The sequence below is a fragment of the Streptomyces pluripotens genome (genome assembly GCF_000802245.2).
GTDB lineage: Bacteria > Actinomycetota > Actinomycetes > Streptomycetales > Streptomycetaceae > Streptomyces > Streptomyces pluripotens.
In genome coordinates this window covers 4,752,336-4,765,250 of sequence record NZ_CP021080.1, presented here as the reverse complement: position 1 = coordinate 4,765,250, position 12,915 = coordinate 4,752,336, and the positions used below count along the sequence as shown (strand labels likewise).

The window sequence follows — 12,915 nt, the reverse complement described above, 5'->3', positions numbered from 1 at the left end:
TCCGAACTGAGCCTCACCTCACAGGTTCGGCGTCGGCGGCAGGTTCTACGCTGGTGAGGCCCGTCGGCGTCGACGGGCGGCCGTCCGTCAGAGTGAGGAATGGGCTGAGATGCCGAGTAGTTCCACCCGCCCAGCGTTCGAGTACACCGACCTGCTCCCCCAGGGTGAGGACACCACCCCATACCGGCTGGTGACCTCCGAGGGCGTCTCCACGGTCGAAGGGCCGGACGGGCGGACGTTCCTCACGGTGGAACCGGAGGCGCTGCGCAAGCTGGCCGCGGAAGCCGTCCACGACATCCAGCATTACCTGCGCCCGGCCCACCTGGCACAGTTGCGCCGCATCGTCGACGACCCGGAGGCGTCGAGCAACGACAAGTTCGTCGCGCTCGACCTGCTGAAGAACGCCAATATCGCGGCGGCCGGGGTGCTCCCCATGTGCCAGGACACCGGCACGGCGATCGTGATGGGCAAGCGCGGGCAGAACGTCCTGACCGAAGGAGAGGACGACAAGCACCTCTCACACGGCATCCACGACGCCTACACCAAGCTCAACCTGCGCTACTCGCAGATGGCTCCGCTCACCATGTGGGAGGAGAAGAACACCGGCTCCAACCTGCCGGCCCAGATCGAGCTGTACGCGACCGACGGCGGCGCCTACAAGTTCCTGTTCATGGCGAAGGGCGGCGGCTCCGCCAACAAGTCCTTCCTCTACCAGGAGACGAAGGCCGTCCTGAACGAGTCCGCCATGATGAAGTTCCTGGAGGAGAAGATCCGCTCGCTCGGTACGGCCGCCTGTCCGCCGTACCACCTGGCGATCGTCGTCGGCGGTACCAGTGCCGAGTACGCGCTGAAGACCGCGAAGTACGCCTCCGCCCACTACTTGGACAACCTGCCCACCGAGGGCTCGCCGCTCGGCCACGGCTTCCGGGACGAGGAGTTGGAGGAGAAGGTCTTCGAGCTGACCCAGAAGATCGGCATCGGCGCGCAGTTCGGCGGCAAGTACTTCTGCCACGACGTCCGCGTGGTCCGTCTTCCCCGGCACGGTGCGTCCTGTCCGGTCGCCATCGCCGTCTCCTGCTCGGCCGACCGCCAGGCACTGGCGAAGATCACTCCCGAGGGCGTCTTCCTGGAGCAGTTGGAGAAGGACCCGGCGCGCTTCCTGCCGGAGACCACGGACGAGCACCTCGACGAGTCCTCCGACGTCGTCCGGATCGACCTGAACCAACCGATGGAGACGGTCCTCGCCGAGTTGACCAAGTACCCGGTCAAGACCCGGCTCTCGCTGACCGGTCCACTGGTCGTGGCCCGGGACATCGCCCATGCCAAGATCAAGGAGCGGTTGGACGCGGGCGAGGAGATGCCTCAGTACCTGAAGGACCACCCGGTGTACTACGCCGGGCCGGCGAAGACCCCCGAGGGATACGCCTCCGGTTCCTTCGGCCCGACGACGGCCGGCCGCATGGACTCGTACGTAGCGCAGTTCCAGGCCGCGGGCGGCTCGAAGGTGATGCTCGCCAAGGGCAACCGCAGCAAGCAGGTCACCGACGCGTGCCACGCGCACGGCGGCTTCTACCTCGGTTCGATCGGTGGGCCGGCGGCCCGTCTCGCCCAGGACTGCATCAAGAAGGTCGAGGTCCTGGAGTACGAGGAACTGGGCATGGAAGCCATCTGGAAGATCGAGGTCGAGGACTTCCCGGCGTTCATCGTGGTGGACGACAAGGGCAACGACTTCTTCCAAAACCCGGCTCCGCAGCCGACGTTCACGAACATCCCCGTCCGGGGGCCTGGCCTCGGCTGACCTGTCCGCGACACCCGCAGGGAGCCCCCGGCCGTGGCCGGGGGCTCCCTGCGTACCCGGGCTCCGCTGCGGGGTACGGGCTGGTCGTGACGTGTCGCCGGAGCGGTGGGCACGGGCGCCCGGGGCCGTCCGGGACGGCCGGGCCCACCGGTCCAGGATCGGAAGCGCATCGGAAGCGGCGAAACCAGCCCCGACTTGGCGAAGGTCGGGCAGAGTGACTCCGGTCGTACCGACGAGACGAGCGAGAACCCGGTGCTCTGCCGGGAACTGCGAGGACCGATGAACCACACCTACAAGCCGCCGAGCGTGTTACCCACGGCCGGCCAGGACCGGATATACGCGCTGCTCATCGCGGGTGTCCCCCTGCTGCTGATCCTGCTGATAGGCGCCCTGCCCCGACTGGCCACGGACAGCACCGGGTCCACCGGCGCGACCGTGGACAGCTACCGTGGCCACTCCTACGAGCCGCGGGTCACACGCTCGGCGGCGCCGGACACCGCCACGACCTACAGCACGGCGCCGTGGGGACCCGCCGACGGCCCGGACACCACGGACACCTACCCGAGCCCGCTCGACACGGAGAGCGGGCTCGGGAACACCGGGTATCCCGCGAACCCGGTGAGCCCGGTGAGCACGGCAAGCGCCGAGGACACGGCCGGGGCCGGGGCGACGGGTCCCGCCGCGACGGTCGTCCGCTACTACGCGGCCATCAACGCCCACGACTTCCGGACCGCCTGGGACCGGGGCGGCAAGAACCTCGCCCCGTCCTTCTCGGCCTTCGTATCGGGCTTCGACAAGACCGAGCAGGACCAGGTCACGGTCAACTCCGTCCAGGGCACGACGGTCTCGGTGGCCCTGCTCGCGCGGCAGAGCGACGGCTCGCAGAAGTCGTACCGCGGCCACTACACCGTGGTGAACGGAATCATCACCAAAGCCTCGATGACCCCTACTGGTTGAACAGAGCGGAGCAACGACGCCATGGCGACCGACACCCTTTCCGTTCCCGCTCAGCCGCCGGGGCCGCCCGGACCGGCCCCGGACCTGCGGTCCGGGTACACCGCGAGCAATGCCACCCGGCTGCTGTGCGCGGGCACCTATCTCGATCCGGTGTACCGCGCCACCGTCATCCGTGAGTTGCTGACCCACCGCTTCCGGGTGGTGGCACCGTCGTACGGTTACGACGCGGTCCCCGTGCTCGCACATGCCCTGGCGGCACGCCGGCTGCACCGTGCCCGGCTGGTCGTCCTCGCCGCGGGCCTCCTCCTCACCTTCCTCCTCACCCGCGCCGGCGTCCTGAACGTGGTCACCGCGTCGCTGACGGAGGTGTGGCTGGTGTGGGTCACCGCGTACTTACGGCGGGTCATCACCCTGCAGACCCTGATGACCCGGCTGCGCCGCCGCACCGGCCCGGGGGACCGGACGAGCGGGTTCGACGGCTCCCGCCCCGAGCACCGCCGGCTGACCGCCGAGCTGGTGGCCAAGATCAACCAGGAGCAGGCGTCGGACGGCACTCTGATCCGCTACGGCGGCTACAAACCGTTCGTCGGCGCGGGCACACAGGTGCGAAGCTGGTCCACCGCCCTGCTGCTGGTCGGCGCGCCGCTGCCGGAGGTCGAGCACCGCCGACATGGACCGGGCGCCCCCACGCCCCCTGAAGCAACCCGTCAGGAACCGGAGCGGAAGGAAGTCATCCCCTTCACCGTGGGGGACATCACCGACTACGTCGCCGACCGCATGAACGCCGAACTGCGCGACCGGGCCCGCCCGTCGGAACGGATCGACGGACTCGCCGTCGAACGGAGCACGTTCACCACCTCCGTCACCACCCGCCTCGGAGTGTGGGAGCCGTCCCCGGGAGAGCACGACGGCCACTGGGAGGACTCCTACCACTCGAAACGCACCTACCTGTGCGTCCGGGTGGGATCGTGGAGCCAGGAGCTGGTCACCACGACGTTCGCGGGCTTCGACCTCAAGGGGAACACGCTGCACACCGAGTTCTACTCGTACGTGCTGGCGCCGGTCCACGCAAGCTTCCACCTGGTGGACCGGCTCCCCGCCGCCCTGAACGTCCGGCTGCTGCTCAGGGTCGCCTGGCACACCCTGCGCAGCACACCCGAGGCCACGCTGCGGCCCGTCCTCGCCCAGTTGCGCTCCTGGCTGCCCAACCTCCTCCCATGGCGGTGGAACAAGACCCGGATCTGGGTGCTGCAACCGCGCGACACCAGCGAGTTCCGCCTCGGCCGCTACGCGGACACCATGCTGAACCGCGGTGCGCTCGCCAGTATCCGGGAGCTGGCGACGGCCGACGACTTCCACGTCTTCTTCCAGAGGACGGACATGATCAAGTACACCCAGATCGTGGAACGCCAACTCCTCCAGTTCACCCGGGAGTTCCTGCACAAGCACAACGTGGACCTGGCGGACCACCAAGCCCGCCAGACGAAGATCCTCAACGACTACGGGAGCAACAACAACTTCGTGGACAGGAACTACGGAAACGTCAACTCGGGGACGCAGAACTACCAGCGCGGCTCTGGCGGCAGCCAGGGGGAGGGATCCTCATGACCGGAACTTCTACGGGCGGCATCTCCGGCAGCAGCAGCAACTACGGAAGCGGCAACGACTTCGGCCGCAACAACAACTTCGTGAACAGCAACAACGGCACCGTCAACTCGGGGACGCAGAACTTCTACGACGGCGCCCCGCCCGGCGCCGACCCCGGGCCCCGGACCCAGGAGGGTCCTGGCCCTTCCCCGGACCGCGGCCGCAACGTCTTCGTCATCCACGGGCGGGACGAGGAGGTGCGGATGAAGATGTTCGACCTCCTGCGCCTGCTCGATCTGCGTCCGCTGGAGTGGGAGGACCTGGTCAGGGCCACCGGCAAGACGGCGCCGTTCCTCGGCGAGGTCATCGCGAAGGCCCCCGCTCAGGCCCAAGCGGCCCTCGTGCTGCTCACCCCGGACGACGTCGTGCAGCTGCACCCGGAACTGCGGGGTGCGAACGAGCCGCCCTATGAAAGCGGGCCGACGGGTCAGCCCCGGCCGAACGTGCTGATCGAACTGGGCATGGTGCTGATGGCCTACCCGGAGCGCACGCTGCTGGTGGAGGTCGGTCCACTGCGCACGATCTCCGACATCGCCGGCATGAACGTCATCCGGTTCGACGGCTCGGCCACCGCCCTGGGCAAGATCACCGAACGGTTGAAACTGGCCGGCTGCAAGGTCAACGACACCGGTTCCGACTGGCGCCAGACCTGGCCGTACCGCCACCTGTCGGCGTACGGCCGCACCGGGCGGGACGTGCCGCCGTCCCGCTGAGCCGCGGTACGGGCCCCGTGGTCGTCCAGGGCCGAGGGGGGAGGGCCCGTACCGCTCTTCACCGTGGCGGCGGACGTCCGGCATCAGACGTAGCGCCGGACGCCCGCCGCCAGGGTGGCCAGGAACGCACCGACCTCCCGCAGGTTGATCCGCGCCAGCTCGCCGGGCCGGACCACCACGTGCAGCTCACGGCAGACCATCCGTTCCCACGAGTGCACGACGAACGACAGCAGGATCAGCCGCAGCAGGCTGTCCTCGTCGAGGTCGTGCAGCCTGGCGAGCCCCGCCCCGGTCAACGGCATGGTCACCCGTTCCAGCTGGCCGTGGCGGTGGACGGCGTCCCACAGCCGGTCCAGACCGAGCCACAGGTCCTGCACTCCGGAGGAGGCGACGCAGTCGTTGCCCATCCGGCTGTAGGCGACGGCGAAGACCAGCTGCGGCCGGTTGCCAAGAACGGCGACGGTCCCGATCGGATACCGCTCGCGCTTGCCCCGCGGTTTGTCCCGCGCACTCTCCCGCGCCACCGGGGACACGCCGTCCAGCGCGACGGCCAGCTCCGCGTCCAGCCGCCCGGCGTCCCCCGCGTAGTGGCGGGCGAGCAACTGCCCTTGCACGCTCGCGTCGTTGATGACCACACCGTCGTCGACCAGCGTGTCGAAGGTGTCGGTGAACCCCACCACCAGATGGCCGGGCTGATCGAAGAGGTCGCCCTCCCCCACCGTCACCGTCATGCCGGGGCGCCCGAACTCCTGCCGTACAGCGGACTGCGGACGCGCCCGGGCCAGTCCCCAGGCCAGGCACAGGGCCACGGAGGCGAACAGCACCGGACCGGGGCGGGAAACGGTGCCCGGGAACAACTGGCCGGCGAACTGCACGACGGCAGACACACCGCCGAAGGCCGCCAACACGCTGCCCACGAACACCCGTCGCCCACGCCGCGACCCCGGAAGCCGGGGACGTGCCAGACGGAACGACGGGAGCGGACCGGTCGATCGCATGTTTCCCTCCAAAACACCTTGGTACGCTGACGACACTGCTGTCGGGACGCCACGCAGCGGAGGGGGCGAAGCGCGTGCAGACCCGCACACCCTGCGTGCGCGTACACGTCCTGGGCCCCGTCCGCCTGGACGTGAACGGCACTCCGGTGCGTCTCACCCCGCTGACCGCGCGGCTGCTGGTCCGCCTGGTCGCCGCCGAGGGCGGGGCCGTGACCGCACGACAGCTCTACCGGGACGTCTGGCAGCAGACCGTCGAACTGCCACGCCAGGACCTGCGCAACCGCAACGAGGTGCAGAAACGGATCCTGGAGCTGCGACGCGCGTTCGACCTCGCCGGCCCCGGTCAGGGCGCCCGGATCGTCACCACCGGACAGCTGCCGACCGCGCGCGGGGCCGAGAGCACCTACCAGCTGAACCTGTCCGTGGCCGAATTGGACAGCACCGAGTTCACTCATCTGGTGGGCGACGCGCTGCGTGCGGCACCGGCATCGGCCGTCCGGATGCTCGCGGAGGCGCTGCGGCTCTGGCACGGGCAACCGCTGGCCGAGGTGCACGGTGAGGACTTCGCGACAGCACCGGTCCGGCGACTCACCCAGCTTCGCGAGACCGCCCTGCGAGAGTTGATCGCCGGACACACCGCGCTGGGCCGCTACGAACTCGCCCTGTCCGTAGCCGAACTGACTGCCCGGGAACAACCAGACGACCCCGAGGCCGCTGCAACCCTCGCGCGGCTGAGGGCTCGGCTGCGCGCGCGGCACGGCGGCGACCTGCTGCGCCACACCCTGCGCGGACTGCGGGTGGACGTCGTCGTGGTGCGCGGCGACCTGTTCGACCAGGAAGACGCCAATCTGGTCGTGGGGTTCTCCGACACCTTCGACACCTCCACCGACGACGTCGTAATCAGTCGGGAGAGCGTGCAGGGTCAGCTGGTCGACCGCCTCTTCGAGGGGCGGCACCGGCTCCTCGACGACAAACTGCGCCGCGGGCTGAAGGAGTTCACCCCGCTGGGCACGGAGAGCATCCGGGCCAAGCGGCGCGGCCGGCGCACTCGCTATCCGGTCGGCACGGCGGTGGCGGTGCCCGTCGGCACGCGCCGCGTCTTCGCCCTCGCCTACTCCCGGCTGGGCAACGACCTGCGCGCCCGCTCCGCCCCGGCGGACCTGCGGCTGAGCCTGGAGCGCCTGTGGCCGACGGTCGCCCTGCACGGACTGTTCAAACCCGTGGCGGTACCGCTGATCGGCGCCGGGCTGTCCCGTATCGTCGAACTCGACCGCACCCAGCTGCTGTTGTTGATCATCGAGACCTTCGTCCGGAGCCTGCACCAGGATCCGGCCGTCTGCCCCGAGTTGCGTGTCGTCATCCGCGGCGACGAGCTGGAGCGGACCGACCTGTCGGCGGTCGAGGCGTTCCTCCGGGCCGTGGACGAGCGGGGGCTGACGCCCCCGCCGACCAAGGTGAGCTGACCTTTTCACTCCCCCAGCAAAGATCCGGCGCCGCTTCCGCAGACAGCCGCCGGCCGCTTCCGGAACGCTTCCGATCCACTCGCCGGTGCGCCGAGGTCGTCGGGGATCGGCAGCACCCGGGGCACCGGGACGTCGGCGCTCTGCGGCACCGGTTCACTCGAAGCGCTGGTTCGCCGAACCGTCGCCGCCGCGGAGCCTGATCCGCTCCCTGGCCGCGCCCAGCGTCAGGCACAGGTCGGGTGCCGGGCCGGGCGAATGGTGCCCGAACGCCGCACAAACCGCTGGTTGGCACCCCCGTGGCAGTTCCACAGGATCAGGCCCGTTCCTGTGGTGCACGAGCCGCCCGGCACATCGAGACACCAGTCGTGGGTCAGCTCCACGTGCAGTGAACCCTGCGGTCGACCAGCGGCCTCTCGGCCGGGTCTCCGTACAGGGCGGTGGCCTCGGCGGCGCGGATGCGTTCCAGGCCGGGCGGGAGGGGGTGGTGCCCGCGGTGACCGGGGCCGCGTGGCCGGCGGGGGCCGTGAGGCCCGCGAACACGATGGCGGCCGCCGCGGCTGCGCCGGCCGTCCGTCTGATCCTGGTTCCGACGCGCTCCATGGAGCCTCCCCGATGCAGGTGTCACCCCGGTATTTACTTGCGGGTAGCAACGAGGGGAATACGCGTGCCGCGCCACGTGCTCACGTTTTCGGAGGTAGGACGATGACGAGCGAAGAGCCGCAGTACCGGATCGAGCGCGACTCGATGGGCGAGGTCCGGGTCCCGGCACACGCCAAGTGGCGGGCGCAGACCCAGCGCGCCGTCGAGAACTTCCCCGTCTCCGGGCAGCGGCTCGAACGGGCGCACATCGAGGCGCTGGCGCGCATCAAGGCGGCGGCGGCGAAGGTGAACGCCGAACTCGGAGTGCTGGACCAGGATGTCGCCGACGCGATCCGCGAGGCGGCAGGCGAGGTCGCCGAGGGCAGGTGGGACGAGCACTTCCCGGTGGACGTGTTCCAGACGGGGTCGGGGACCTCGTCCCACATGAACACCAACGAGGTCATCGCCACCCTCGCCGGTGAGCGGCTCGGCCGGGACGTGCACCCCAACGACCAGGTCAACGCCTCGCAATCGTCCAACGACGTCTTCCCGTCCGCCATCCACATCGCGGCCACCGCCGCCGTCACCCACGATGTGATCCCCGCCCTGGAGCACCTCGCAGCGTCCCTGACCCGCAAGTCCGAGGAGTTCGCGGACGTGGTGAAGTCCGGCCGGACGCATCTGATGGACGCAACGCCGGTGACCCTCGGGCAGGAGTTCGGCGGGTACGCGGCCCAGGTGCGGTACGGCGTCGAACGGCTGCGGGCGGCACTGCCCCGGCTCGCCGAGCTGCCCCTCGGCGGCACGGCGGTTGGCACCGGCATCAACACCCCGCCCGGTTTCTCCGCAGCCGTCATCCAGGAAGTCGCCCGGGTCACCGGGCTGCCACTGACCGAGGCCCGCGACCACTTCGAGGCACAGGGCGCCCGGGACGCGATCGTGGAGACCAGCGGGCAGCTCAAGACGATCGCGGTCAGCCTGACCAAGATCGCCAACGATCTGCGCTGGATGTCCTCCGGGCCGCGCACCGGGCTGGCCGAGATCCGGCTGCCGGATCTGCAGCCCGGCTCCTCGATCATGCCCGGCAAGGTGAACCCGGTCGTCCCCGAGGCCGTGTTGATGGTCGCCGCCCAGGTCATCGGCAACGACACCACCATCACCACCGCCGGTGCCGCCGGGAACTTCGAGCTGAACGTCATGCTCCCGGTGCTGGCCAAGAACGTGCTCGAATCCATCCGACTGCTCGCCGGCGCATCCCGGCTGCTGGCCGACCGGACGGTGGACGGCACCACCGCCGACCGTGAGCGCACCCGCGAGTACGCCGAGTCGTCCCCCTCCGTGGTCACCCCGCTGAACAGGTACATCGGCTACGAGGAGGCGGCGAAGGTGGCCAAGAAGTCCCTCGCCGAGCGGAAGACCATCCGGGAGGTCGTCGTGGAGGGCGGGTATGTCGAGCGGGGCGACCTCACACCGGAGCAACTCGACGAGGCGCTGGATGTCCTCCGGATGACCCACCCGTAAGCACGAGCGAACCTTTCCAGCCACCACTGCACCACCGTGACGCGCACCGCAGCGACGTATGCCCGCGGCACCTAATATCTGTACATGACGGACGACAGAGCGGTGACACGAGTCGAAGCCGGACCTGCCGCGTACTGGACACCCGGAACGCGCATCCTGTGGCGCTACCGGGAGAACGCCGGCGAGGGCGTCCACATCGCCCGGCCCGTCACGGTCGTGCGCGACGACCCGGACCTGCTCGCGGTGTGGATGGCACCCGGCACCGAGTGTGTCAGGCCGGTGCTGGCCGACGGCACCCCCGTGCACCTGGAGCCGCTGGAGTCCCGTTACACCAAGCCGCGCACGGTCCAGCGGGACCGTTGGTTCGGCACCGGCGTACTGAAACTGGCCCAGCCCGGCCGGCCGTGGTCGGTGTGGCTCTTCTGGGAGCCGGGCTGGCAGTTCAAGAACTGGTACGTCAACCTGGAGCAGCCGCTGGTCCGCTGGGACGGCGGAGTGGACTCCGAGGACTACTTCCTGGACATCTCCGTCCACCCTGACCGCAGTTGGCACTGGCGGGACGAGGACGAGTTCGTGCAGGCCCAACGGGACGGACTGATGGACGCGCGCACCGCAGAGCGGGTGCGCGCGGCCGGGCGGGACGCGGTGGCGGTGATCGGCTCCTGGGGGCCGCCGTTCTCCGACGACTGGCCGGACTGGCGCCCGGACCCGTCCTGGACGGTACCGTCACTTCCCGAGGACTGGGGCCGTACGCCCGCGCACGTGTCCTCATGAGACCCTTGATGCGCCCCCGGGCTAGAAACGTAGGATCGTCCTCCGCAAGGGCGCACAAGAGCAACTTTCGGAGCATGCGCCGGGCTTGACCAATCGTCACCGAGGGGCGGCACAGACGTGAGCGAGAGGCACCAGGGCAACACCACGGTCAGCCGCCGGGGCTTCGCCGGTGGCACGGGAACAACCTCTGAGCACGCGGGAATTCCGTTCCAGGGGCACGTATTGCGGGTATCGGGATTTCTGCGGGACCGACTGCGCGCCGGGCGCGCAGCCCCGGACGGACGGATGCGACACGCGTGACGGAGCAGCCCACCTCCTACGAACGCCCCCAGCCGGGCGTCGACCCCGCGGAGACCCGCGGGGCACGTTTGCGTGCCCCGAAACAGCTCGGTACCCCTGCCTTACCAGTGCAGGCCCGGGCCGACGGCGCACCCGCCGGACCAGGGACGGCCACGCCCTGTGACAGGGGAAAGGACGGCAAGGGGAAGGAGCCCCCAGTCAACGGCCCCGAACACTCCCAGCCCGCCACCGCCGAACCCGGCGCCCACCGGCCCCGTCCCGCGCCGGAGGGAGTCCCACCGCAACCCGGTGCGGATCAGGAACGGGGTGCACCGGGCGGTCAGGAGCGCCGTACCGGGCGCGGGCTGCCGCCGGGGCGGCCCATGCCGATGCGGCGCGACGGGGACCGGCTGCGGTTCGTGGGAGCGGCCACCCGGCGGATCGCCCGCGGGCTCGACCTGGACGAGATCGTGATGGGGTTGTGTCGGGCCACGGTGCCGACCTTCTCGGACGCGATCCTGGTGTACCTGCGCGACCCGCTGCCGGTCGGCGACGAACGGCCCACCGGACCGGTGGTGCTGCGGCTGCGCCGTACCGACCGGATACCGGAGGAGCGGGACACCGACGGGGTGCTGCTGCCACCGGTCTTCGAGCCGGAGACCGAACCGGTTCCGCTGGTGGGGCTGTCGTCACTGACGACCGAATTGTGCGAGGTGCGGCCCGGCGGTGCGCTGAACGAGGTGCTGCGCGGGGTACGGCCGGTGTTCGCCGGCACACCCGCAGCCCGGGCCGCGCTGCCCGAACTACTCGGCGAGGGCAGCGAGGCCGTGGTACCAGACGGCCACCACGCGATCCTCGCGCCGCTGCGCGGGCGGCGCCGGGTGATCGGCGCCGCGCTGTTCCTGCGGCGCCCGGAGCGCCTCCCGTTCGAGGCGGACGACCTGTTGGTGGCGGCACAGTTGGCCACGCACAGTGCGCTCGGCATCGACAAGGCGGTGCTGTACGGCCGTGAGGCCTATATCGCCGACGAGTTGCAGCGCACCATGTTGCCCGAGACCCTGCCCCGGCCGACCGGTGTCCGCCTGGCGTCCCGGTACCTGCCGGCCGCGGAGACCGCCCGGGTCGGAGGCGACTGGTACGACGCGATCCCGTTGCCGGGCAGCCGGGTCGCGCTGGTCGTCGGCGATGTCATGGGGCACTCCATGACGTCCGCGGCGATCATGGGTCAGCTGCGTACCACCGCGCAGACCCTGGCCGGTCTCGATCTGCCCCCGCAGGAGGTACTGCACCATCTGGACGAGCAGGCGCAGCGGCTGGGCACCGACCGCATGGCGACCTGCATGTACGCGGTTTACGACCCGGTCACGCACCGCATCACCATCGCCAACGCCGGCCATCCGCCGCCCGTGCTGCTGCACCTGGGCGGCCGGGCCGAGGTGCTGCGGGTACCTCCGGGCGCGCCGATCGGCGTCGGTGGGGTGGACTTCGAGGCGGTCGAACTGGACGCCCCGGCCGGTGCCACCCTGCTCCTCTACACCGATGGCCTGGTGGAGTCCCGGCTGCGGGACGTGTGGACCGGTATAGAGCAGTTGCGGGAGAAGCTCGCCGCGACGGCTCAGTTGACCGGCCCGGACCATCCACCGCCCCTGGAAGCCCTGTGCGACGAGGTGCTGGACATGCTCGGCCCGGGTGACCGCGACGACGACATCGCACTGCTCGCTGCGCGGTTCGACGGAATCGCGCCGAGCGATGTCGCCTGCTGGACCCTGGAGCCGGAGAATTCCGCTCCCGGCCAGGCTCGCCGGCTGGCCCGGCGCGCACTAGCCCGCTGGGGCCTGGAGGAGCTGACGGATCCGGTGGAGCTGCTGGTCAGCGAGGTGGTAACGAACGCCGTGCGCTACACGTCCCGGCCGGTAACCCTACGGCTGCTGCGCACCGACGTGCTGCGCTGTGAGGTCGGCGACGACGTTCCGCAGCTGCCGCGCCTGCGGCAGGCACGTGCCACGGACGAGGGTGGGCGCGGCCTGTACCTGGTCAACAGGCTGGCCCGGCGCTGGGGCGCGACCCGGCTGAGCACCGGCAAGGTGGTGTGGTTCGAGCTGAACCGGAGCTGACGGCCCGGTTCCGTCCTGCCACGTCTGAGGGGCGCCCGGTGTACTCCGGGCGCCCCTCAGATGTGCCGGCCC

At 70.3% G+C, this 12,915-nt stretch carries 9 protein-coding genes; 8 read left to right on the top strand and 1 reads right to left on the bottom strand.

Annotated elements, in window-relative coordinates:
- The first annotated feature begins 109 nt into the window (after positions 1-109).
- The 4 genes from LK06_RS21470 (at position 110) to LK06_RS21455 (ending at position 5,115) form a co-directional block, all read left to right on the top strand.
- A complete protein-coding gene (locus LK06_RS21470) occupies positions 110-1,798 on the top strand; it encodes a fumarate hydratase (protein WP_039653103.1) in 1,689 nt (562 codons plus the stop codon).
- 195 nt (positions 1,799-1,993) lie between these two features.
- The gene (locus LK06_RS21465; protein WP_234367470.1) at positions 1,994-2,755 is read left to right on the top strand and encodes a hypothetical protein; all 762 of its coding nucleotides are present in this window, start codon (positions 1,994-1,996) and stop codon (positions 2,753-2,755) included.
- A gap of 21 nt (positions 2,756-2,776) precedes the next feature.
- Positions 2,777-4,363: a hypothetical protein gene (locus tag LK06_RS21460; protein WP_043406052.1), complete on the top strand. Its 1,587-nt coding sequence runs from the start codon at positions 2,777-2,779 to the stop codon at positions 4,361-4,363.
- Positions 4,360-5,115: a TIR domain-containing protein gene (locus LK06_RS21455; RefSeq protein ID WP_043406055.1), complete on the top strand. Its 756-nt coding sequence runs from the start codon at positions 4,360-4,362 to the stop codon at positions 5,113-5,115. The genes LK06_RS21460 and LK06_RS21455 overlap by 4 nt, the downstream gene beginning before the upstream one ends.
- 83 nt (positions 5,116-5,198) lie before the next feature.
- Here the strand turns inward: LK06_RS21455 and LK06_RS21450 are convergent, their stop codons facing one another.
- Complete coding sequence (locus LK06_RS21450; protein WP_234367469.1) at positions 5,199-6,032, bottom strand: macro domain-containing protein; 834 nt, start codon at positions 6,030-6,032, stop codon at positions 5,199-5,201.
- 155 nt (positions 6,033-6,187) lie between these two features.
- On the opposite strand from LK06_RS21450, the gene LK06_RS21445 reads away from it, so the two are divergent.
- The 4 genes from LK06_RS21445 (at position 6,188) to LK06_RS21425 (ending at position 12,843) form a co-directional block, all read left to right on the top strand.
- A complete protein-coding gene (locus LK06_RS21445) occupies positions 6,188-7,576 on the top strand; it encodes an AfsR/SARP family transcriptional regulator (protein WP_234367468.1) in 1,389 nt (462 codons plus the stop codon).
- 702 nt (positions 7,577-8,278) lie between these two features.
- Complete coding sequence (locus LK06_RS21435) at positions 8,279-9,676, top strand: class II fumarate hydratase (RefSeq protein ID WP_039653100.1); 1,398 nt, start codon at positions 8,279-8,281, stop codon at positions 9,674-9,676.
- A gap of 84 nt (positions 9,677-9,760) precedes the next feature.
- Positions 9,761-10,450 (top strand): cytidylyl-2-hydroxypropylphosphonate hydrolase, encoded by a 690-nt coding sequence (gene fomD / locus LK06_RS21430; protein ID WP_039653099.1) that lies wholly within the window; start codon positions 9,761-9,763, stop codon positions 10,448-10,450.
- A 296-nt stretch (positions 10,451-10,746) separates the two neighbouring features.
- On the top strand, positions 10,747-12,843 hold the full coding sequence (locus LK06_RS21425) for a SpoIIE family protein phosphatase (RefSeq protein WP_039653098.1): 2,097 nt from the start codon (positions 10,747-10,749) through the stop codon (positions 12,841-12,843).
- Positions 12,844-12,915 lie beyond the last annotated feature (72 nt).

What these genes read in the sequence shown, in the direction of transcription:
- LK06_RS21470 (WP_039653103.1), top strand. Translation starts at nt 110, where the DNA reads ATGCCGAGTAGTTCCACCCGCCCAGCGTTCGAGTACACCGACCTGCTC.
- LK06_RS21460 (WP_043406052.1), top strand. Translation starts at nt 2,777, where the DNA reads ATGGCGACCGACACCCTTTCCGTTCCCGCTCAGCCGCCGGGGCCGCCC.
- LK06_RS21435 (WP_039653100.1), top strand. Translation starts at nt 8,279, where the DNA reads ATGACGAGCGAAGAGCCGCAGTACCGGATCGAGCGCGACTCGATGGGC.
- fomD (WP_039653099.1), top strand. Translation starts at nt 9,761, where the DNA reads ATGACGGACGACAGAGCGGTGACACGAGTCGAAGCCGGACCTGCCGCG.
- LK06_RS21455 (WP_043406055.1), top strand. Translation starts at nt 4,360, where the DNA reads ATGACCGGAACTTCTACGGGCGGCATCTCCGGCAGCAGCAGCAACTAC.